Origin of the sequence: Thalassospira tepidiphila MCCC 1A03514, from assembly GCF_001662875.1 — a bacterium.
GTDB lineage: Bacteria > Pseudomonadota > Alphaproteobacteria > Rhodospirillales > Thalassospiraceae > Thalassospira > Thalassospira tepidiphila.
The window spans coordinates 64,099-86,213 of record NZ_JPVZ01000012.1 but is presented as its reverse complement, the minus strand read 5'-3'; the positions used below and the strand labels follow the sequence as shown (position 1 = coordinate 86,213).

The 22,115-nt window shown below is 53.6% G+C and carries 23 protein-coding genes; 7 read left to right on the top strand and 16 right to left on the bottom strand.

Annotation, left to right across the window (positions count from 1 at the left end):
- Nucleotides 1-11 precede the first annotated feature (11 nt).
- The 12 genes from TH4_RS18925 to TH4_RS20730 all read right to left on the bottom strand — a co-directional run bounded on the left by TH4_RS18925 (nt 12) and on the right by TH4_RS20730 (nt 12,839).
- On the bottom strand, nt 12-1,652 hold the full coding sequence (locus tag TH4_RS18925) for a flagellar hook-length control protein FliK (protein ID WP_157097809.1): 1,641 nt from the start codon (nt 1,650-1,652) through the stop codon (nt 12-14).
- 261 nt (nt 1,653-1,913) lie between these two features.
- On the bottom strand, nt 1,914-2,414 hold the full coding sequence (gene fliS / locus TH4_RS18920; RefSeq protein WP_008891644.1) for a flagellar export chaperone FliS: 501 nt from the start codon (nt 2,412-2,414) through the stop codon (nt 1,914-1,916).
- A 57-nt stretch (nt 2,415-2,471) separates the two neighbouring features.
- On the bottom strand, nt 2,472-4,241 hold the full coding sequence (fliD, locus tag TH4_RS18915) for a flagellar filament capping protein FliD (protein WP_064782356.1): 1,770 nt from the start codon (nt 4,239-4,241) through the stop codon (nt 2,472-2,474).
- Between the two features lie 102 nt (nt 4,242-4,343).
- On the bottom strand, nt 4,344-4,712 hold the full coding sequence (locus TH4_RS18910) for a flagellar protein FlaG (protein ID WP_064782355.1): 369 nt from the start codon (nt 4,710-4,712) through the stop codon (nt 4,344-4,346).
- A gap of 93 nt (nt 4,713-4,805) precedes the next feature.
- On the bottom strand, nt 4,806-6,146 hold the full coding sequence (locus tag TH4_RS18905; protein WP_083997196.1) for a flagellin N-terminal helical domain-containing protein: 1,341 nt from the start codon (nt 6,144-6,146) through the stop codon (nt 4,806-4,808).
- A 110-nt stretch (nt 6,147-6,256) separates the two neighbouring features.
- The gene (gene fliW, locus TH4_RS18900) at nt 6,257-6,727 is read right to left on the bottom strand and encodes a flagellar assembly protein FliW (protein ID WP_008890411.1); all 471 of its coding nucleotides are present in this window, start codon (nt 6,725-6,727) and stop codon (nt 6,257-6,259) included.
- A 99-nt stretch (nt 6,728-6,826) separates the two neighbouring features.
- A complete protein-coding gene (locus TH4_RS18895) occupies nt 6,827-8,059 on the bottom strand; it encodes a flagellin N-terminal helical domain-containing protein (protein WP_083997195.1) in 1,233 nt (410 codons plus the stop codon).
- 27 nt (nt 8,060-8,086) lie between these two features.
- The gene (gene flgK, locus TH4_RS18890) at nt 8,087-10,498 is read right to left on the bottom strand and encodes a flagellar hook-associated protein FlgK (protein WP_083997194.1); all 2,412 of its coding nucleotides are present in this window, start codon (nt 10,496-10,498) and stop codon (nt 8,087-8,089) included.
- A 17-nt stretch (nt 10,499-10,515) separates the two neighbouring features.
- The gene (locus TH4_RS18885) at nt 10,516-10,977 is read right to left on the bottom strand and encodes a hypothetical protein (protein ID WP_157097808.1); all 462 of its coding nucleotides are present in this window, start codon (nt 10,975-10,977) and stop codon (nt 10,516-10,518) included.
- Nucleotides 10,978-10,979: 2 nt separating this feature from the next.
- Complete coding sequence (locus TH4_RS18880) at nt 10,980-11,324, bottom strand: rod-binding protein (protein WP_245228008.1); 345 nt, start codon at nt 11,322-11,324, stop codon at nt 10,980-10,982.
- A 2-nt stretch (nt 11,325-11,326) separates the two neighbouring features.
- Nucleotides 11,327-12,469 carry a flagellar basal body P-ring protein FlgI gene (locus TH4_RS18875; RefSeq protein WP_008890406.1) on the bottom strand — a complete coding sequence of 381 codons (1,143 nt, stop codon included), beginning with the start codon at nt 12,467-12,469 and terminating at the stop codon, nt 11,327-11,329.
- Between the two features lie 160 nt (nt 12,470-12,629).
- Nucleotides 12,630-12,839, bottom strand: a complete 210-nt coding sequence (locus TH4_RS20730; protein ID WP_157097807.1) for a hypothetical protein — start codon at nt 12,837-12,839, stop codon at nt 12,630-12,632.
- Here TH4_RS20730 and TH4_RS18870 point away from each other — a divergent pair.
- Both TH4_RS18870 and dksA read left to right on the top strand, forming a co-directional pair.
- The gene (locus TH4_RS18870) at nt 12,838-13,281 is read left to right on the top strand and encodes a flagellar assembly protein FliX (RefSeq protein WP_008890404.1); all 444 of its coding nucleotides are present in this window, start codon (nt 12,838-12,840) and stop codon (nt 13,279-13,281) included. The genes TH4_RS20730 and TH4_RS18870 overlap by 2 nt on opposite strands.
- A 150-nt stretch (nt 13,282-13,431) precedes the next feature.
- Nucleotides 13,432-13,848, top strand: coding sequence for an RNA polymerase-binding protein DksA (gene dksA, locus TH4_RS18865; RefSeq protein ID WP_008890403.1), 417 nt, complete (start codon nt 13,432-13,434; stop codon nt 13,846-13,848).
- A gap of 246 nt (nt 13,849-14,094) precedes the next feature.
- Here the strand turns inward: dksA and flgH are convergent, their stop codons facing one another.
- The 4 genes from flgH to TH4_RS18845 form a co-directional block, all read right to left on the bottom strand.
- The gene (gene flgH / locus TH4_RS18860) at nt 14,095-14,868 is read right to left on the bottom strand and encodes a flagellar basal body L-ring protein FlgH (protein WP_063087507.1); all 774 of its coding nucleotides are present in this window, start codon (nt 14,866-14,868) and stop codon (nt 14,095-14,097) included.
- 105 nt (nt 14,869-14,973) lie between these two features.
- Nucleotides 14,974-15,903, bottom strand: a complete 930-nt coding sequence (gene flgA / locus TH4_RS18855) for a flagellar basal body P-ring formation chaperone FlgA (RefSeq protein WP_008890401.1) — start codon at nt 15,901-15,903, stop codon at nt 14,974-14,976.
- Nucleotides 15,904-16,089: 186 nt separating this feature from the next.
- Entirely contained in the window at nt 16,090-16,875 is a 786-nt protein-coding gene (gene flgG / locus TH4_RS18850) for a flagellar basal-body rod protein FlgG (protein ID WP_008890400.1), read from the bottom strand.
- Nucleotides 16,876-16,945: 70 nt separating this feature from the next.
- Nucleotides 16,946-17,704, bottom strand: coding sequence for a flagellar hook-basal body complex protein (locus tag TH4_RS18845; RefSeq protein ID WP_008890399.1), 759 nt, complete (start codon nt 17,702-17,704; stop codon nt 16,946-16,948).
- A gap of 486 nt (nt 17,705-18,190) precedes the next feature.
- On the opposite strand from TH4_RS18845, the gene TH4_RS18840 reads away from it, so the two are divergent.
- The 5 genes from TH4_RS18840 (at nt 18,191) to TH4_RS18820 (ending at nt 22,103) form a co-directional block, all read left to right on the top strand.
- Complete coding sequence (locus TH4_RS18840; RefSeq protein ID WP_008890398.1) at nt 18,191-18,727, top strand: flagellar basal body-associated FliL family protein; 537 nt, start codon at nt 18,191-18,193, stop codon at nt 18,725-18,727.
- 42 nt (nt 18,728-18,769) lie between these two features.
- Nucleotides 18,770-19,921: a flagellar motor switch protein FliM gene (fliM, locus tag TH4_RS18835; RefSeq protein WP_063087511.1), complete on the top strand. Its 1,152-nt coding sequence runs from the start codon at nt 18,770-18,772 to the stop codon at nt 19,919-19,921.
- Nucleotides 19,922-19,924: 3 nt separating this feature from the next.
- Nucleotides 19,925-20,617 (top strand): DUF6468 domain-containing protein, encoded by a 693-nt coding sequence (locus TH4_RS18830; protein WP_008890396.1) that lies wholly within the window; start codon nt 19,925-19,927, stop codon nt 20,615-20,617.
- Between the two features lie 151 nt (nt 20,618-20,768).
- Entirely contained in the window at nt 20,769-21,497 is a 729-nt protein-coding gene (locus TH4_RS18825) for a MotE family protein (RefSeq protein WP_064782348.1), read from the top strand.
- Between the two features lie 219 nt (nt 21,498-21,716).
- Entirely contained in the window at nt 21,717-22,103 is a 387-nt protein-coding gene (locus TH4_RS18820) for a response regulator (RefSeq protein ID WP_008890394.1), read from the top strand.
- The last annotated feature ends 12 nt before the right edge of the window (nt 22,104-22,115 follow it).

Here is a 22,115-nt window from a genome sequence, read left to right as displayed (position 1 = left end):
CTCTACCTTTTCTATATCCGGATATCGACAAGGCCGTTGGGATTAATCCCGTAGCCAATGGCGACATGTTCGGCGAGTTCGGTTCCACTCATGACGTCACCTTCATCCGGGCTGCTGCCCTGATCGGCGGTCATGCGGGATTGGCCGTTGCCTTCCTGACTCTGGCCACCTTCATTCCTGTGTTCGAAGGTGAAGCTTTGACTGTCTGCATTCAGACCGGCGTCTTTCAGCGCTTGCTGCAAGGCTCGTGAGTCCTGACGCAACATGTCGAGTGTTTCGCGTGTGTCAGCCTGAATGACACCCTGAATTCGGCCATCCTGACCGATTTCCATTTTGACATCGACGCGTCCAAGATGTTCCGGTCGAAGCTGAACAGAAATCTTGTCAACGCCTTCGCTGGCTGCATTGCGGATCGAAACAGCGACTTGCTGCTGAACCTGTTGCGACGGGGCCTGACGTGCGGTGTGCGCGGTCTGACCACCCGTGTTGGTCTGATGCAGGGTGTTGGTGCTTCCCGGTTGGCCGTTGGCTGTTGCTGTGGCCTCAGTGCCGCCAGTTGCGGTAACCGCACTGTTGGTTGACACATTCTGCGCGGCGGTCGGGTTGTTTTGTGCGTTCGGTCCGGCTGCTGCTGCCATTGCCTGCTGCGCTGCCTGGGCAGTTTGTGCCGGGTTGGCTGCGGAAGCCTGCTGGGTGCTGTTATTGGTCTGGCCGGTGGTTGCTGCGTTCGTGGTGCCGGTGGCATCGGTTCTACCTTTGCCGTCACCGGTCATTGAATCGACAACCCGCGAAAGGAATTTGTCAGAGGACATTTCATCACCAGTCCCCGCATCCGCACCATTCAGAGCCATCTTGGCAGAGGACGCTGCAGCAGGCTGCGACAGGGCAGTTGAATTCATCAAGCCGTCTGTCGTGCTATCCGCAGTGGCGTTACCATTGGCGGCACCGGTTGCTGCCTGACCATTTGCCAGGGCTGCATTCTGAGCATTTGCTGCACCATTAGCACCAGCAGCCTTCATTTTGGCGGCTTCTGCCTTGGCCAGTTCAATGGCTTCGGGGGATCCGGGAAGCGGAACGGCTTGTGTCGGCTGGTTGGGGTCGACCACGCGAGCGTCGGCCGTCAGGGGGCTGTCGCCGTCTGACTTGGTATCATCTGATTCTGCTGATGTGGTTTCGTCGGTTGCGGAAGCAGTGTTTTCCACGTCCTGGGGTGCAGCTTCGTTATCGTTTGAACGATCACCACCATCGGCAGTTTTCATGTCCTCGCCAGCGCGATCATCTTCCGAGTTGGCTTCCACGTCGCGCGGTTCATCGGATTTTGGGTCATCGATTTTGGCATGATCATCATGATCTTCGTAGTCATCATGTGATGCGCGGACAGGGTCTTCTTCGCGGCGATCTTCGGAACGCGCCTCATTGATGCTGCGTTCGTCGCGTGCGGATCTTTCGGCATCCATATCTGAGCGCCGATCATCGAAATTCTTCTGGGCAGATTTTGCCGCGTCGTATTTGACCTGATGACTTTGCTCAGACCAGTTGTCTGTGATTGATGCCATGACATCCCCAAAGCCCGATCCCTTGCGTTCGCTAGGGTTTGTGCCGGGAATGGAGACAGTTGGCATCACGCTGTTTGTAATCGCAGAGCTGTTCATGACCTTGGTCCTTATGGAAGCAGTGTCAGAACATGTGCAAGTGGCGGGCCAGTTTTGATTGTTAACGTTTTCTACATAGTTTCAGCAGGTTAGCTGTGCCTTGGCAGAAAGGGCAGATTTTGCCTTCCGCGGGGTTTGGCCGATGCCGGGCAAAAATGAACCTGTGATTTAGCGGCCCGGTCAAAAGCAGGCCAAAAACAAAAAAGACCTCCGAAATTTTCGGAGGTCTTTAATCCGGTGCGAGATACCTGGTGTTTGGGATCAGGCAGAAATTGACAGGCCGGTTTTCGCCGGTGCCTGTGGTTCTGTTTCTTCGCTTGCAGTTGCCGTTTCGTTCGTAAGCGCAGGGCGTGCTTGTTGCGCGGTCAAAACTGCCTGACGCAGTTCACCTTCGCTTTTCTCAGAAAGCTCGGCCCATGAATCCCGAAGTGGTGTCAGAAGCTTGATCACTTCTGCTGCGGCGTTGGGATCATTTTTCCGATCCACATCCATCAGACGGAGCATGCAGTGGGTATAGAGCCGTTCCAGATTTGCGGCGATTTCGCCCCCCTGTTCCATATCCAAAGTGTTCGAAAGATGGGCAATCAGTTCCTGTGCACTGCAGTTCGCATTGCAACGGCCCTGAATGTCATTCCGCTCAATCGCGTGTTGCGCCTCCTGCAAGCGCGACAAGGTCTTTTCAAACAGCATGAACACCATCTTTGCCGGTGTGGCTGTATTGACCTGTTGTTGCTTGTATGTATGGGCGGCGTGTTCGTTCATGCGACACTCCTTGGTATGCTAAGCGTGAGTTCAGTGTGCATGTATGGCAGACAAAAGTTAACCACTATCTTTTCCGGCGGCCATCAATTCGTCGAGAGAACTCTGAATGTTCTTCATGCGTGCAAGGGCCGATTCCATTGCAATGAACTGATCCATAAGGACTTCTCGCTGCCGAGTAAGACGTTCGTCAATACGGTCAACTTTTTCTTCGTAAGAAGTGGTCTGGACTTCCAGATCGGAGATGGCCTGGGTCAAACTACCGTCTTCTTCGTCCAGAATAGAATCCAGTTCGAAGTAGAATTGCGCACCGATCCCGATGCTGGTGGTTACAGTCGCTGTATCGGATGCATTTGCATCCCCACCGTAAAACAGGCGCAAACCATCGGCCGTGCGGATGCTGTTGCCCGATACAACGGCGTTCTTGCCGGTCGTTGTCACGCCATTTACGGTGATATCGTAGGTGACGCTGTTGATCGTACCGCCGGATGCATCAATGTTGAACTCATAGGTTGCAGCATTGGTTTTGCCATCAAAACCGGTCATGGTGACATCAGAATTGTCAGACTTCCCGCGGAACAGGAACAGTTCCATCACTTCTTGCGGTTCGTTGAGCAACGCCTCGTTCAGGGCTGCCTCGTCAAGATCGATGGTTTTGCTGAGCATCGGGTCTTCGTTCGCGCCGTAGGCAACGAAATCCAGACCAATTTCTGCCAGGACCGAATAATCGTCCTTGTCGGGCCTATCGGTTACACCGTTCGCAAAGGAGCCCGCAATCTGTTGCAGGGCAGATTCAATACCTTTAACAGACGTATTGCCGAGCAACACCGCATCTTCCGAGGACTCGCCAGTGGTCGGATCAACGAAAGTCTTTTCATTGATGAATGTCTGAACAGCATTATAGGCTTCGACAAAATTGAGGATTGCCGTTTTCGCCTGATTAAGGTCCTGTTCAATTTCAATCGTGATCTCGGTGCCCGGTTCAGCGTCATAGAGGCTGATGCTCAGGCCATCAATAAGATCAGAGAATTCGTTAGATCCGCGCGTAACAGTGATGCCGTCAAGCGTAATGCTGGCATTGTTACCATCATCAATAACGTTAGCAGCATTGATTGTCGTCGCGTCTGTCAGAACACCGAGGTTTTGCAAAACACTGCCGGTGTCGTCACTGAACGACATGCGATTGGCTTCGCCTTCCTCGACCGACGTCAGGATCAGTGTACTTTCGGTTTCGGACACTTTAACGACCGAAGCCTGAATGCCGGTCGTATCCTTGACGTTGTTGATCTTGTCACGGATGTCCTGAAGCGTATCACCCGCTGCGACGGTGACAGACGAACTGCCAGAGCCACCGGTTATCGTAAATGTTCCCGTGCCCGTGAGCCCTGTGACGTCAGCGCTTGCCGCGACAGTCTGGGTATTACTCGAAAGCTTGTGTCTGCTTGCGACCTGGTTGATTTCGAACTTGTAGCTTCCGGTCTCGGCGGCGTTTGAGGCGACAACACCCATCAACGAGCCGGCTTCAGTGCCATCCGACGAAGCAAAAATCTGTTTGGCTTCAAAGATATTTCGCGAGTTGTCAAAGCTGGTCGCACCATAGAGGTTCGCCATGGAGTCCTTAAGGGTACCAACAAGCGTCTGCAGCTCTTTCAGCGCAGCAATTTTCTCGTCGTTTGCTTCAATCCGTTTTTCAAGATTGTCAGCAGGAATACGACGGGCAGCAATCATCTTGTCGACAGTGTCGACGAAATCGATGTTGGAGGAGCCGCCAGACAACTGGACGCGACCGTTATCGCCAACATAGATATTATTTAAATTCAGACTGCTCATTGTTGTAGCTCCTTGGGTGCTCCCGGCTGATTTTGCCTGCTAGCGGTATGTTTTGTCAAACCGAGCTGCAAGAACCGTGCCTATGTGCGCCCACTCGCTGTGTTAAATTTCTTCGTCGACAAAGCTGCCGAGATACTCGCGCATTTGCGAGAACAGTTGCTGTAGTTCCTTGGACGGCAGTTCGCGCAGGACTTCACCGCTGGTGCGGTCGGTAACTTTTGCCACGACGCGGCCGGTGTCCTGGTTGAAGTTCAGCTCAACCCGTGCCGTGCCATCGGCAAGGTCGGGCAGATCCATACTTGCAAGTGCATCCTGCATTTTCTGCGGAACTGCAGAAGGTTTGTTTTCCGGTTTTGCCACCGGTGAAGAAACCGCACTGGCTTTGGCTGGTGCGACTTCCGGTACGCTCGCAGCAGCATGGGGGATGCCCCCAGAGCCACTCGACGCACTATAGTTTTTTACGACTTCCATTTTTCAGCTCCTTAAAGCCGCCATCCTGTAACAGCAGGATGAAACTTGAAAAAGACGATTGCCGGCGATCAGTGCCGGGGGACGAGAGTTAGGTTACTGTAACAGACGCAGCAAGTTTTGCGGCATCTGGTTTGCCTGTGCCAACATTGCGACACCCGACTGAACCAGGATCTGCTTGGATGTGAAGGCAGTCATTTCGGCTGCAACATCAAGATCAAGCAGGGTCGAGCGTGCAGACTCTGTGTTTTCCTGCGTGGTCGCCAAGTTTTGTCCGGCGAAGTCCAAGCGGTTTTGATAGGTGCCGATATTGGCACGGGCACGCTGCAGGTCGTCAATTGCGCGACCTACAACTTCTACAGCCTCCTGTGCACCGGCAGCCGTATCAATCGCGTTTGCCCCAAGGTCAGCGATAGAAACTTCTGTGCCAAGGGCACCGGCACCCAAGGTATCGGAGTCTACTGACGAAAATTCAATCGACATTCGATCATTTGCGGTATTTCCTGCCCCGACTTGGAAGTCAACAGTCTGCTGAAGAGCTTGACCGTTGTCAGCAGCCATGTTGATCACGTTCGCCGAAGAGTCGTTACCGGCAACGCCATTGAAGGTGGTGTCAGAGCCAAAGTTCGACGCACCAGTGTTGTCTGCGGCAATCGACGATACAGATGCCGAGAAGTTGGTGTTCACCGTGAAGCTCAGACCTAGTTCATCGAAGTTCAGGGTCGCATTTTCACCAGCCCCAATTGCGGTGGTGCCGCCCGAAGCATAGTCCGTTACGTCGATTGACTGCGAACGGTTGTCGCCGTCAACAGTGGCGTTCACCGTCATGATGACCTGACCACCGGCGGCGTAATCGATATCAACTTCAAAGTTGTTATCGGTGATGTCGCTATCGGTATCGGTCGCCCAGTAGTTGTTATCGGTGATGGCAAAGTTGTCGAAGCCGTTGACCGGGGTCAGGGCCGCGCCACTGCCACCGGTTGCGAGATCGTCGAAGTTGATCGCGACGTCGCCACCGTCACCCAACAGCTGAATGCCGTTGAAGTTGGTCGATGAAGCAATGCGGTCGATTTCTTCACGCAGCTGAACGAATTCGTCATTCAGGAATCCGCGTTCGGTGTCGGACAGGTTGCCCGAGGATGCCTGAACGGCGAGTGTCTTCATCCGGACCAGGATGTTATCGATGGTTGCCATGCCGCCATCGGCGATCTGGAGCATCGAGTTGGCCTGGTTGACGTTAACCGTTGCGGTCTTGAGGGATTCGGTTGTTGCGTTCAGACGTGCACCGATGGCCATGGAAGCGGCATCGTCACGTGCAGAAACAACACGGGTACCCGAGGAAAGTTTTGCAAGCGAGCGCGTCGCCATCGTGTCCGAAGCAGTCAGGTTTCGATGGGCTACGTTCGCTGCATAGTTGGAAATAATATTAAGAGCCATTTTATTCCTCCTACACGGATAAGATAGAATGGCTCAGGCCATTCAATCTTTCGGCGACATTGCCTTGGGGGACATCAAAGCAATGCGCGTGCCAATATGCTAGGCAAAAATTACAGGTCATGCTGCACAGAGTATTTTTCATTGGGCAAAATATGCTGCCAGGCGACCTGGCGCGCAGTGTCGACAAGAATGGGCGCACGCAGATTGGTCGACATCGTAATGCCCTGACCACTTGGCGCGCTCCGGATGGTGACAACCATCAGAATGGCCATGTCAGCACTTTCGATCGCGAGACTTTTCTGCGCAGTCATCAGGTCTTTGTCTGCGTAAACACCGCTTTCCATATTGTACGGTGCGACGATAAAGGACAGGCTTGCATCCGTCAGGCTTTGATAAAGCTTGAACTGATCAAGTGATGTGTTGGGGATGTTAGCCAGTCCGAAAACATGGTGTTCAGGAAAGCCAAGGAGACCGACCGGCATATAGATGCCTTTGTCCCAACTGAACTCGATGTCGCCGAAGCGTGTTTCCACGACAACGGATTCAGGTGTTTCATTCTCGGCGACGTTTTCGGTTTCCATTCCCGCAATTCTCCGACGGTCGAAAGGTTATGCCGCGCATGCTACCCTTGGTATCATGCGGACAAAACAGTTAAAGACGCAATACGATTTATATCACAATCAACGCAAATAGTTAGCCAAAGATAAATCTGCGGCGCGTGAGATGGAAATAAAGCTGGCCTGAAGGGCCGTCGTATACTGACTGACTTCCGCAAGGGTCAGGGGAACGTCAACAGTTTCGATGTCGGTGATGGCCTGGGCGGCAAAAACTTTGAAATCCTGATGGCGTTCTTCGAACCGTTCGACATTGGCAATATCGAGACCGATTTGCCCCTGAACGTTTGGAAGTTCGTTGATTGCATCGTTGATAAAGCCGAGTGCGACAGTCAGCGCATCCTGGTTTTCAGTGCTTGCGGCAATGCCAAGGCCCTGGATCAATTTCTGGAATGCCGGGTTGTCACCCAGAATGCCATAGGAGACGTCATACTTGTCGTCGACCCGCAGATCCATGATCTGGTGATCGCCCATGTAATAATCGGCATCCGGGCGCGGATTGCCCATTTTCTCCATACCAAGTTTTGAGAGAAAATCACCGCCACCCGTTTCGGTAATAGTGATTGAGCCGTTTCCGACATTTTCAATATTCAAAAGCGTTGTGCCTTCACCGCCCAACCCCCGCAGCGACGCAATGGCGCGGTTGGTTGTGACGTTATTGATGGCATCCAAGATGTCATCGATATCGTCGGTGGCGGCGTTGTAGTTGACGGTAGAGGTCGAGCTGTTGCCATCGACATCTGTGCTGACGATCTGGAGCGTGCCGTTAGTTGTTACGCCAAGTGAGGAAAGAAGTGCGCCGCTTGTCACTGACGTATTAAGTTTGCTGATGTAGTTATCAGGCGCTCCGATTTTCTCGATATCCACTGCCGGTTCTTCGGAACGTCCACCGGCAAAAAGGAAGCGTCCGTCAAGGTTGGTATTGAGCAAGTTGGCAATCTGTTGCAGTGCCTGGTCTGCTTCGTTACGGATATTGACGTCATCAGCCTGTTGAGCAGAGCTTGCCTGGATCAGCAAGCTCTTCATTTCGGTCGCGATGGTCAGCATGCTGTCAACGGCGGTTTCCATACTTTGCAGACGCAATTTACCTTGCGTTGTATTGCGCAGGTACTGTTCCGTGCGGCTATATTCGGTCTCAAGATTGAGCAGGCGTTGTGTGCTGTCGGCGATACCTGCGTAATTGCGCGATTTGTACCCGCTGGACGCCTGATTCTGAAGGTCTGTTACACGCGCAGCATTGCGGAGTGCCAAGTCCGAGAGCAATGTGTGGTTTGTATATGTCGCGACACGAGTTACCATGACAGCCTCATTTCATAATCATGCAGTTTAAACTGCATTGAGCAGTGCATCAAACATTTCCTCAACCGTGGTAATCACTTGGGCAGAGGCGGTGTAGGCACGCTGAAAAATCACCAGATCCGACATCTCTTCATCAAGGTTGACGCCGGCTTCGTTCTGAATGCGGGTGCTAAGGTCAACCACCAGATTGTCCTGAAAATCATAGGAACTTTCGGCAATGCTGGCTTTTGTCGCTGCGGTTGCCACGATCCCTGCTGCATAATCGGTTAGCGATGTGCGTTCGCCCGACAGACCATCGGTCGCGCCGAATTGGATATCGGTGCGTTCAAAGGCATTACTGATCGAGTTTGCGGCACTGTTGTCGCCTTCATGAACGCCGAAAGTGATGCCAAGCCCCAGAACGGTCGTGAGTGCATCTGCGTTGGGCAGGCCATCGTCGCTGAAATAGAACGGATCGCCATCCGCATCTATGACATGGAGTTTATAACCACCCAACTGGCTGTCGAATTTGACCTCAGCAGTGATATTGTTGTCCGTCAGCGTCGCACTGTTGTTGATGGCATCAGCGATGTCTTGTAGCGAAGTGTTGGTATCATAATCGATATCAACATCTGTAAAATTGCCACTGACAGTCAGTGTATAGTTGACCGGCGGCGGTACAAGCGGGCCCAAGTTAGGAATGGCCGCGTCCGGATCGATGATTGCGGTCGAGGTATTGTAAGTGTCCGCATTCATCTGTCCGCGCACAATCCGCGAGGGATCATTCTTGATTGCCGCGGCGACATCCATGTTGCCAGACAGGGACGGACGATCTTCGGTGAAGCCGATCTTTGAGGACAACGTACCCGAGTCATCGATCGTCAGGTTGGCATTATATTCAATGACCAGACGGTAACGGTTACCATCTTCGACAATGAACGCAGCTTCTTCGGCCGCAGCGGCGGTGAAGCCTGCACCCTGAAGTGCTGTGCGGATGTTGTCGCGGATATCTTCAAGCGAGTCTGTTGCAGTGTAGTTGACTGTAATACCCGCTCCGGCAAGCGCACCCGTGCCTGCACTGATTGTAAATGAACTTGCCGTCACACCCAGCGCACTGGTCGAACTTTGTTGCGCGGCAGAGGTCATGACATCGGATCTTTTGGTGGTCGTGACAAAGTCGTTCAAACCAAAATAGTGCGACATGCCCTGCTCACGACCATCGCTCAGCGTGATCTCACTGTCTAGTTCGTTAATGGCAACGCGGTTACCATCCTGGCCTTCGATAACCAGCCGATTGTCCACCAGTGATGCCGTCAGATACGATCCAGCATCCGAGGCATTGATCGCATCAACGATGCCCTGAACCGTTGCCGGTGTTGTTGGCAGGGCAATGTCAGCCCAGCTGTCAGTGGCAACAAGGTCACCATTTTGATCGAGTGCGGCAACGCGAAATGCACCGGTCGCTGTTAACGGATCGCTGCCATCAACCGTGCGTGTGCCCGAAAGGTTTGCTGGCGGCGGGAACGAAGTGCCTTTGTTATGTTCTTCATTGATGGCATCGCGCAGTTGAGTGGCCAGTTCGTTGATCTGGTCATTCAACGCCGGAATTTCGGAATCGCGCATCTCGAACAGACCCTTCAGGGTCCCTGTGCGCAGCGTATCCGTAATGTCTTCTCCATCAAGCGAAACACCCGAGCCACCCGTACCCGGTTCGAAACCGGCAGTCTGTGTAAAGGAGAGTTTGTTGGGGGTACGATCAAGAAGTGTGTTTGCACCAGCCGCGGAATACACGACGATCGAACCATCACTGCGGCTGAAGGTCGTGATATCGATGATTTTTGACAGCTCATTAAGCTTCTGATCGCGCTGATCTTCAAGCTCTGTCGTTGGCTGATCAAGGTTGTTCAGGCGAATGATGCCGGTATTGAGCTCGGAAATCTGCGTCAACAGGGTGTTGGCACTATTCACTTCATCGGTGATCTGGTCATCAATGTCATCGCGCAGATCCTGAAGTTGGCTTGAGAGCCGCTCAAACGATTCCATGACCTGAATAGCGCTTTCGATGGCTTCGACGCGCGGGGAATTCTGGTCCGGGGTGACGCCAAGCTGTTCAAACGCGTCGGCCAGATCGTTGATGCGCTGGCTGATCGCAGCATCAGACTGGGTGGTACCAAACAGGGTCTGAACGCGCATGAAAAACTCATAACGGGCTTCTTCGCGACCGGCTTTGCCCAGTTCGCCGCGCATTTCACGTACCAGGCCCTCGTTGACGTTACGATAAATGTCAGCGACCTGGGAGCCGGCACCGACACCGTCAAGTGACAGGGTCTCCTGACCGGCGATCTTTCTGGAATAGCCCTCGGTGTTCACGTTCGAAATGTTCGAAGACGTGATCGCAATACGGGCTTGCGCCGTGTTAAGGCCAGAGATCGCAGTATTGAGTGCCTGAGTAAGTGACATGATCTTTGCCTTTACCCTTAGAGCGTTTCGTTGACGCTGTAGGCGCCACCGGACTTATTGATCGTGCGACCATAACCGCCGAGCGACGCCTTGCTGGTGGTGGCAGAGCGGGTATAGGTCGTGCATTCTTCTTTGGATTTATCATTGACCGCACGGACGATGGCCTGAACCACGCGTTCGTTGGTGGCCTTGGCCGCCTGTAACGTGTTCATATTGCGCCGTGCAGCTTGCTGGAACTCGGCCTGAAGCTCGCGCAGTTCTTCACGGTCCTCTTCGGACATGGCGCGGAGTTCGTCACCACAGCTGCGCAGTTTTACAACCAGCTGCTCGTACTGCATTGCCAGGGCAGATTTTTCCGACAGGAATTGCTCATATTCGGCAGATGTCAGGCTGCGCAGTTCACTGGATTCACGTTCCAGCAGGGACATAAGGTCATAGGTGACGCTTTTAAGTTCGGTAACCAGCTCTTGGGTGGTCATTTTCATCCCTCCTGGACTTTGAGGATTTCGCGTGTAACGGCATCTGCAATTCCGATGCCACCTGCGCGGGACATTTCTTTGGCGTATTCATCAACAAGCATGGAACGCATCATCGTCTCGCCATGCCCGCCGCCAAACATTTCGTTGGTTTCAATGCCGGCAAACATGTGGCTGAGCATCTGCCCAAGGAACATCGATTCAAATTCCTCGCCAGCCTTGCGTGCCTGTGCTTCGGTCTTGATGTGCCCGTCTGTGAGTGTATCCATGCGGGCCGCGATATTATTTTGCTTGCCGTATTGTGCGCTGGCCTGTGCCTGCGCCATCAGTGCGGCGGTGCTGTCGGTCATCATCACATCACCTCGATTTCAGCCTGAAGCGCGCCAGACGTCTTGATGGCTTGAAGGATGGTGATCATGTCGCGCGGACCAACGCCAAGGCTGTTGAGGCCATTGACCAGTTCCTGAAGGCTGACACCGCCATTCATGATGCCCAACTGATTGTCTTCGCCTTCATCGACCTCGATATTGGTGCGGTCGACAACCTCGGTTGTGCCGGTCTGGGAGAAGGGCGAGGGTTGGGAAACCTGCGGCGTTTCGGTCACACGGATTGTCAGGTTGCCCTGCGCAATCGCGACACGGTTGATCCGGACGTTTTCGCCCATCACGATGGTGCCGGTGTTTTCGTCAATCACCACACGCGCGATCTGATCGGGTTCAACACGAAGCTGTTCGATATCGGTCAAAAGGGCGACAATATTCTGGTTATAGCGTTCCGGAATGTTCAGCCGCACAGTGCCCGGGTCGCTGGCGCGTGCTGCAACTTCGCCCAGATAGGCATTAATTGCTTCGGAGACACGGCGTGCAGTGGTGAAGTCCGGGTTGCGCAGGACAACTGACATGTCCTGCATGGAATTCAGGTTAAAGTCGATTTCGCGTTCAACGATGCCGCCATTGGCAATACGTGCCGAGGTCGGAACGCCTTTGACGATGGTTTCAGCATTGCCACCGGCGGAAAAGCCGCCAACCGCGAGATTACCCTGGGCAACGGCATAAACTTCGCCGTCAGCACCGACCATCGGGGTCACAAGCAGCGTGCCGCCCTGGAGGCTTTCGGCGGTGCCAATCGCGCTGATATTGACATCAATGCGCGACCCTTGACGCGAAAACGGCGGCAGGGTTGCGGTGGCCATCACGGCCGCGATGTTATCAGACTCAAGGTCCTCGATCTGATCACGGACGTTGATGCCAAGGCGTTCAAGCATCGCAACCATGCTTTGACGGGTAAATTCTGCATCGCCCAGATCATCGCCAGTACCATTCAAGCCAACCACAAGGCCATAACCCACCAGCATGTTGTCACGTACGCCTTCGAAATCGGCGATATCCTTGATGCGTGATTGTGCATGTGCAGGGGTAAGCTGCGTCAGGGCAAGCATTCCCAGCGTGAGCATTGCGAGTGCATTGCGTGCTATTTTGCCAAGACCTGTGATCATACTCTTAATTCCGCTTTTACATGGGATGCAGCGCATCCGGCAAATGAGGCGATTGATCGGGTAAACCGCGTTTGCAAAGCTATTTGCGAAAACCATGCCAACTGAGGCTTTCTGCCGATGGCGACCTTTGTAACGCCAAAATGCTCTGAAAACGACGCGTTTAAGGTGATTTTGCCTCTGTCTCGTCGCGGCGGATGTACCAACCCGGCATTTTTTTCCCGTTGCGCGTCTGGCGCGATTGAGGGAGACTCATTTCTGCAAGTTTGGTGTTTGCCCTTTCTCTGGCTGCTTGGGCTGAATGAATGCATCCGACCATGCACTGCATATGTTCATTGAACAGATCGACAACAACTGAGCGGACACGGATCATGAAAGTTAGCGGTTCCAAGGCTGCTGGTGCGGGGGCAACCTCGCGCAAGAAATCGTCCGGCACATCTGGCGGAAGTGGTTTTGCTGACGCCATGCGTTCGCTCGACTCTTCCGGGGATGCTGGCGGTGCCGCTGGTGTTCGAAGTGCGGGTGCTGTTAGTGCCCTTGATGCCTTGCTTGCGCTCCAGCAAAGCGGGGATGCACTGGATTCGCCTAAAAAGGCCGCGATGTTGCGCGCAAAAAGCATGCTCGAGCAGCTTGAAGCTGTGCGAGACGGCTTGCTAAGTGGCCAATTATCTCCCGCACGCCTGCAGCAACTGGTCGGTTTGCTCGACCAGCAGCGCGAAATGATTGATGATCCAGAACTATCTTCTGTTCTCGATGAGATTGATCTTCGCGCCCGGGTTGAGCTGGCGAAACTTGAAGTTTCCGGCCTGATCTGATTGTTTAATCAAAGGTATTTTCCATAGAAATATCGCAGAATTCTGCGCCTTTGAGGGGTGATTGGCATTTATTTGTTCAATCGGCTTGCACCGTTGGCGCGTGGCCTCTATATTGCCGCGCGATCGATGAGTCCTGTATAGAGGGCATACATGACTATCACTTTACCACCTGACTATCGTCCTGCTGAGGACGAAGAGTTCATGAACCCGCGTCAGCGGGAATATTTCCGCCAGAAACTTTTGACTTGGCGGGCAGAACTTCTGCATGAATCTTCAGAAACATTAGCGAACCTGCAAGATGGCGGACTTCAGGAACCGGATCTTACCGACCGCGCGTCGGCGGAGACTGACCGGGCACTTGAACTTCGTACTCGTGACAGGGCGCGCAAGCTTATTTCAAAAATTGATGCTGCATTGCGTCGAATTGAAGACGGATCTTATGGTTACTGCGAAGAAACCGACGAGCCGATCAGCTTGAAAAGACTTGAAGCTCGTCCGATTGCGACCCTGAGCATCGAAGCCCAGGAACGCCACGAACGGATGGAGCGCACACGTCGCGACGATTGATCGCGCCGGGTGGAAAAAATACTTGGGATTTGGTTTGGCCGATCCCCGTCATGCAACGACATGACATGGTGGGAGATTACTGGTTAGGGATAACCAAAATCACAAAAGCCCGGCCTTCTGGCCGGGCTTTTCGTTTTTGTGTCGCTCTGACGCGAAAAAGGCCACCCGAAGGTGACCTTTGAACGCTTCGCCATGTGATCAACCGGAACCCGGGAAACGGGATTGAGCCACAAGACTTTTCAAATCTTAGAACGGCAGAATGATGTCGAGAACTTCACTGCCATAGCGTGGCTGCTGAACATCGGAAATCGTCCCGCGACCACCGTATGAGATACGGGCTTCGGCAATCTTGTCGTAATTGACTTCGTTTGCGGAGCTGATGTCAGCGGCTCGAATAACACCGGCAATCTGAACTTCGCGAATTTCACTGTTCACACGAATTTCCTGACGGCCATGAATGACATAGTTGCCGTTCGGCAGAACCTGAATAACGATGGCCGCAACGCGCAAATCAATGGCTTCGTTACGATCAAGAGTTCCAGCACCCCGGTTTGAGGTGTTGCTGTCGAAATCCAGCATCGAGGTCGGATCGATGGTTTCGGGCAGCACCTTGGTCATTTCTGCCTCAAGCCCGAACAGGTTCGGAACGGCGAGATCCTCGGAATTGGTGCGCGAGCGCACTGTCGTGTTGGCAAGGGCCGCGCGGTCTTCCATTTCAACAACCACGGTCAGGATGTCGCCAACCTGGTTTGCGCGTTGATCCTTGAAGAAGGACCGTGCGCCGGCACGCCATAGTGAGTTCGGGTTGCGTTCAGCAACCTGCGGGGCCGGCATCGGCAAACTTACCGGGCGATAGGCCTCTGACTGTGTCGGGTTATCAATGGACGACAGTTTCGGCGGTTCGCCAACTTCGGAAAGCCGTTTCATCGCGTTGCAGCCTGACAGCAATGCTGTGGCCCCGATGAGCGAACTGACAAGCGCAATGCGCCGCCATGATATCTGGGTGATTTTAGTAGGCATGAATTCCTCCTAGGTTCCTGCATTTCTTGACGCAAGTACCGTGCCAATTATCGGCTGATATAAGAGGAAAAGCTTGCCGGGTTGTGTGGCGTTTTGCTGCGTGGATTACTGAGACAAAGCGGGAAGGGCGCGAACTTCGTTCTCGGCAACGACTTCGACCTGAATGGTCTTGTTGCTCGATTGGTTGACCACGCGAATGACATCACCAAGTGATCCGTCTTCCATTGCCTTGCCGCGTGCGGTCAGGGACATGTTGGCGGTGACCAGGCGAATAATCACAAGCGATCCGCGACGGACCAGAATGGGGTTGCTCAAATCCCGGAACATCAAGGGTTCATTGGGATTGCTGGGCCGCATGACTTCCTTGCCAATCACATCATTGATGTCGCGAATGGCCCCGTTTGGAACGCGTTCGGAACGGAAATCGCGGTATTCGACCTGATCGGCACGGATGACAGAGCCGCGCGATACTGGCTCGACCAACACCGGAACGCTTGTTAGCGGGTAATATTTGCCACTGATCCGATATGTCCGTTGTTGGGCCGTCTGGGCGCCGGTTGTCACGCTGGCAACAAAGCGCTGGGTGCGTGAATTGACCTCGATGGCACTGACATCAACACTGTTTCGGGCGTCAACGGGCAGATGAATTTGGAAATTGTCACTCGAGAGATCGACCGTGAAGGGACGCTGAATACCATAGTCAACTAGGGAAATTTCGACCGCTTCACGGATCTCATCCATGGTAATCACTTGGCTGGCGCGTGTGATCAGGACCTGATCGGCTGTTGTGCGCGGACGCCATTCGACATTGTGGCGCTGGGCAATTCCGTATAGCCAGCGATAATCAAGAACGGTTTGTTTGCCCGGCTGTGGTGCATGGGCAACGGCAATATCTTGCTGTTGGGGATCTAGCCCGGAAAACAGATCACCCAAGGTCACATACTGACCTTCGACCAGGGCATCGGGTTTGAGAAAGACAGAAGAACTGCTCGGCTGATTGTTGCGAAGGTTGCTGCCTTGCGATGATTGCGCCAAAGCGCTCTCTGTCAAAGGGGGCAGAGATGCAATTGCGGACAACAGTGCGAGCGCGAGGATTATGTTCTTTATCTTCATCCGCCTACTGTACCACGGAACGGTATAAATCGCGTAAATACAGTTTGCGCAAGTTCGCAGATCATGTGACCGCGACTTGCGCAAACGAAATGCTTTCAGAACTGGAAATTATCGCAGGTTGCTGACGGCGCTCATCATCTCGTCCGTGGTCGAGATCGATTTGGAGTTCATTTCATAAGCGCGCTGCGCCTTGATCAGGTTGGTGATTTCCTGAACCACGTTGACGTTCGAGGATTCAAGATATCCCTGTTGAACCGTGCCATAGCCGACATCCCCCGGGGCGCCGACATTGGCCTGACCGGATGCTTCGGTTTCAAGGAAGAGGTTGTCGCCAAGGGCATTAAGGCCCGGCGGGTTGATAAAGGTCGCCAGCTGAAGCTGGCCAAGATTCTGCGGGGCAACCTGGCCATCGATCTCGGCAAAAACTTCACCGTTGGAGTTGATGGTTACCGAGCGCGCATTGGCCGGAACCGTGATGCCCGGCTGAACCGCAAAGCCGTCCTTGGTCACAAGCGCACCGTTGGCATCAAGTTTAAGCGTACCATCACGGCTATAAGCCGTTTCCCCGCTGGGCAGGTCGATCTGAAGATACCCGCGGCCCTGAATGGCAATGTCAAGCTCGTTCTCGGTCATGGTCAGCGAACCCTGACCCATGTAGCGGCCGATTGCGGCGGTCTTCACACCAAGGCCAACCTGAACACCGGTTGGCACGATCGTGCCGGTGTCGGAGGACGGCGAACCTGCACGGCGCAAATCCTGATACAGCAGATCCTGGAATTCTGCACGCTGGCGCTTGTAGCCGGTGGTGGTCATGTTGGCGATGTTGTGCGAGGTCACATCCACGTTGGTGGACTGAGCCTGCATGCCCAAAGCGCCGATATCAAGTGACCGCATCTGTCTTCTCCTTCGATTGCGCAGATTTTGCGCTATAATTCGATGTTATCTATCGGGTGCCACTGCCGGTTCAGGCGCGGACATCCCCGAGTTTGTTGATCATGTTGCGCATACGCTCGTTCTCGCTTTCAAGAGAACGGCTGACCGATTGATACGTGCGAAGAACGTCAATCATTTGCGTCATGGCGCTGATCGGATTGACGTTGGATTTTTCCAGCGCGCCCTGAACAATGCCGGGATTTTCGACAAGCTCGACGGCATCTGCGTTGTTTTCATCTTCCGGCGCACGATAAAGGGTGTTCCCGGTGACGATCATTTCTTGCACGTTATCGACAGTAACGACCTGAAGTTTGCCGATCTGGCCGATATCGGTCGAGATGGATCCGTCACCCTTGATCTCGATCTGGCCATCTGCCTCGTTAAAGAACAGAGGCTGACCGGCATCACTCAGCACGGGAAAACCGTCATTGGTGATCAGCTGGCCGCCCGGATCGAGGGAAAAGTTGCCCGAACGGGTATACTGGACACCGGTTGGCGTTTCGACGGCAAAGAACATGTCCGGCTGGCTAAGCGCCACATCAAGCGGACGATCTGTATGTTCAATGTTGCCGACAGTGGTATTTCTGTATTGCGAGATATCCTGAACCAGCGAGATTTCGCGTTCGCCACGGAACGGCGCGTCCTTGTTCTTTGCGATCCAGTCAGTGAACATCATGCGCTGCTCTTTGTAACCGGTCGTGTTCATGTTTGCCATGTTCTGCGACAGGTTGTTCATCATGCTGCGCAGCGTCTTCTGACGAGACAGTGCAATGTATGAAACGTTTTCCATGGTCGAATTTCCCTTTCAGGACTGTAACTTGACCATCAGGAATGCGATCTGCGTGCCAGTTTTACTAAGTAATTGATTTAAAATAATAAATTTTAAGTTCGGCATTTGTTGCCGGTCGTTTTTTTCGGCAGTTTGACTGAAAGTGCCGTTGACGACTGCCTTTATGGGCAAAGGATTGCCGGGGGGGGGCGGGGAGGTCGGCAAAACATGTCCGGTTTGCAGGGTGGTAAAGGACCATCTGACAATTGCGCCACAAGCCGGATGGGCCGATCCGGCAATTTATTCCGGGATGGCCACGACAGGCTATTGCTTTGCGTGCCCGGGCTGAACATATGGCGCTGAGATGGGAATATTTGCCGCTGTGACAAATCACCAATAGACCGAAACGCAACATATTTTTAACGTGATAGCGTTATGGCTTTTAATCCGGCACAGTGTTTGCTGGATCAGGAAGATAGAACTTCAAACGCAGGAATTTGCGAAGCGATGGGTGACGACGTCGACGAAATCGAAATGGACGAGGGTGGCGGTGGCCGAAGCAAGAAGATGCTGGTCGTGGTCATTCTGCTTGTGCTGCTTTTGCTGGGCGGTGCTGCGGCGGCGTATTTCACCGGTATGCTTCAGCCGGTGATAGACATGCTGACCGGTGGCGGTGGCGAGCAGACCGAGGAAGTCATCACAGAAGATTCGATTGAAAATGACCCGGGCGTTCCGGAAAATGTCGGCTTTGTCGACTTGCCGGAAATTCTGGTCAATCTGAATACGGGTGGCGGAAAGCAGAGTTACCTTAAAATTCGTGTCAGCCTGGAAGTCGCCGATCAGGGCATGCTGCCGCAGGTCGAACAGATGATGCCGCGCATTGTTGACAACTTTCAGGTCTATCTTCGCGAACTGCGTCCAGAGGATCTTTCCGGCTCCGAAGGGATGTTCAGATTGCGCGAAGAACTTTTGATCCGGGTGAGTGCCGCAGCCAAGCCTGCGAAAATAAACGACGTTTTGTTCAAGGAAATGCTGGTACAATAATCTTGTAGCAGCCCGAGTGCCAAATTCAGGAAGCAATCGCTGATGGCTGATGAAGACGAAGATGATGATGCTCTCGCCGCTGAATGGGAAGCCATGGCAGGCGGCGATGACGAGGGTGGAGACGACGGCGGCGAGGACATGGCCGCCGAATGGGAATCCATGCTCGGCGATGATGACGGCGACGATGATGGTGGCGGCGACGATATGGCCGAAGCCATGGGCGGCGGTACATCTGCGCGCGTTCTGAACCAGGACGAAATTGACAGTCTTCTCGGCTTTGATGACGGTTCGGGTGCAGGCGATCAGTCGGGTATTCAGGCGATCATCAACTCGTCGATGGTGGCCTATGAACGACTTCCGATGCTTGAAGTCGTGTTTGACCGCCTTGTGCGTATGATGTCGACATCCTTGCGTAACTTCACATCCGATAACGTCGAAGTCTCGCTTGATAACATCCTGTCGCTGCGTTTCGGTGATTACCTGAACTCGATCCCGTTGCCGGCCATGCTTGGTGTTTTCAAGGCAGAGGAGTGGGATAACTACGGGCTGCTGACAGTCGATTCAGCGCTGATTTATTCCATCGTGGACGTTTTGTTGGGTGGTCGTCGCGGTACGGCGGCCATGCGTATTGAAGGTCGTCCCTACACCACGATTGAACGTAACCTTGTGGAACGTATGATCCACGTGGTTCTTGGTGATCTTTCAGCTGCGTTTGACCCGCTAAGCCCGGTGACGTTCCGCTTTGAACGCCTTGAAACCAACCCGCGTTTTGCCACCATTGCCCGTCATGCCAACGCCGCCATCGTGGCGAAGCTTCGCATCGACATGGAAGACCGTGGTGGTCGACTTGAACTTCTGATCCCTTATGCGACGCTGGAACCGGTTCGTGAACTTCTGCTTCAGATGTTCATGGGGGAAAAGTTCGGTCGTGACTCCATTTGGGAAAACCACCTCGCAAATGAGCTGTGGCAGACCCATGTTAATCTATTGGCTGTTCTCGATGAACAGATCATGGCCCTTGGCGATGTCCTCAACCTTGAAGTTGGGAACAGACTGGTTCTTAATACTGGTCCGACCTCGCCTGTCGAGGTCCGCTGCGGGGATGTGCCGTTGTTCAAGGGGTTGATGGGGCGCAAGGGTGACAGGATTGCCATTCAGGTTCGTGATCGTGCGCGCATAAACGAGGAAGACTAGCTGATGGACTTCGCGTTCTATCTGGATCTTGTGATGATCGTGCTGTTGGGGGCTACGATTGTCTATGCGATTATTCTGAACCGCAAGCTGGCAGCTTTTCGGCGTAGCCGCGAAGACATGCAGAACTTCCTGACCGCGTTCAATGCCGCCAATGAGCGTGCAGAAACGTCGATCACCGCTCTTAAGGAAATGGCGGAGCAGTCTGGTGAACGGCTGCGTGAGGATATTGAAAAGGCCAGTGCGCTGAACGAAGACCTGAGCTTTATGGTCGATCGCGGTGAAAGCATCGCCAACCGTCTGGAAAAGGCTGCGCGCGACGTTAATTCCGTGCGCCGTACCGCTGGAAATGCGGCCGATGGCATCGCTGCTGGCGGTGATGGTGGAAAATCGGCCGGGGCCGGTAATGCCGGTCTTGGTCGGATGAAGGCTGCCAAAGACCGCAATGATGTCATTGACGACCGTGATCGCGTCGGTGTTGAAACCCGTGCTGAAGAACTTGCCGCCAGAATGGTCGGCGAGATCGAGCGTGGCGGAAATGGTCCGGTCGATGATGGTTATGACCGTGAAGAGCCCGCGCGTTCGGGGGGATCATATGGCAGTCGGGCGGATGTATCCGATCCCTATGATCAGGATGAAGATGCGGGACGTTCCGAGGCAGAACGTGAATTGCTGGCGGCCTTGCGGTCGGTTCGATAGGAAGTTTCAAACAACGAATTTGCGTTGTTGTCGGTCTTGAGATTACGAGTTTTCTATATATCTAATGGGTAGGATCCCGTTCCGCTGGAACGGACAGAAATCAATCGGGAAGGAGCATGGGCACTTTGTGCCGACATGCTTGGGTGTGTGAATGTCAGGTGTGCGTATTCTGCCGTTGGTCGTTCTGGTTGGCGTGATGGTGCTTTCGATGCGGGTGGTCAACCTGTTTTCGTATGACTCCGCCAAGCCGGAAACGGCAGAGAATAAAGGTGTCAGCGTGGTGCAGATGGCCCAGGCGCAGGCACCGGCACCCGATCCTGCTGCCGAACAGGCCGCGACGCCGGAAAATGGCGATCCGGGTCTGGATAACCCGGAAGGGCTTACCATGGAAGGTGAGCCGATTGACGGTGTCACGGGTAACCCCGACGTGCCGCCGATGCTGGGCGGTGACCCGACCCTTTTCACCCAGGAAGAAATTGACCTGTTGCAGAACCTGTCGGTCCGCCGTGTCGAGCTGGACCGCAAGGAGCAGCGCCTTGACGAACGTGAAAGCCTTATTGCCGCCGCCGAAGCGCGCATCAATGCCAAGATCGAGGAAATGAAATCCCTTAAATCGGCCATCGAAGGTCTGGTCGAAACGAAGGAAGCGCAGGAAGATGATCGCATCAAAAAGCTGATCAGCGTTTATGAAAAAATGAAGCCGAAAGATGCGGCTCGCATCTGGAACGATCTTGATATGGATATTCTTTTGCAGGTCGCACTGGGCATGCGCGAAGCCAACACGGCAGCGGTTCTGTCAGAAATGACGCCGGACCGTGCGCGTGCGCTGACGTCCGAGCTGGCCTACAAGCAGGATATCAACATGTTACCGCTTCAATAGCGGAATGCTGCAAAGGATTGACCGCACGGCCCGAATGGGAAAGAGTGGCCGTTGGGGGAGAATTTTTGAGCGAAGACAACGTGGTGGCGAATTTAATCGTGGGTTAAACATCTTGATTAACCAATATTAAATAGGTACATCACGATTATTAGGGGCCTTGTTACTATGCGGAAGTATGGTAGGCAAGGGTGGGAGATCAGATAGCTGATGGAGTTGTGAATGGCCGTCGATCCGAATATGCCGATCCTGATTGTGGATGATTACAAAACCATGTTGCGTATCATCCGTAACCTTCTGCGGCAGCTCAACTTTACGAATATTGAAGAAGCGACCGATGGTAGCATGGCGCTTCGCAAACTGCGTGAGGCTCCGTTCAGCCTCGTGATTTCCGACTGGAACATGGAGCCGATGACCGGTCTTCAGCTTTTGAAGGAAGTCCGCGCAGACGCAAAACTGAAGGATATGCCCTTCATCATGATCACCGCTGAAGCCAAGACCGAGAACGTGGTCATGGCGAAAAAGGCAGGCGTCTCCAACTATATCGTCAAGCCGTTCAACGCAGAGACGTTGAAAGGCAAGATGAAGACTGTCATTGGTGATTTCTGATCAGGAGCGCGG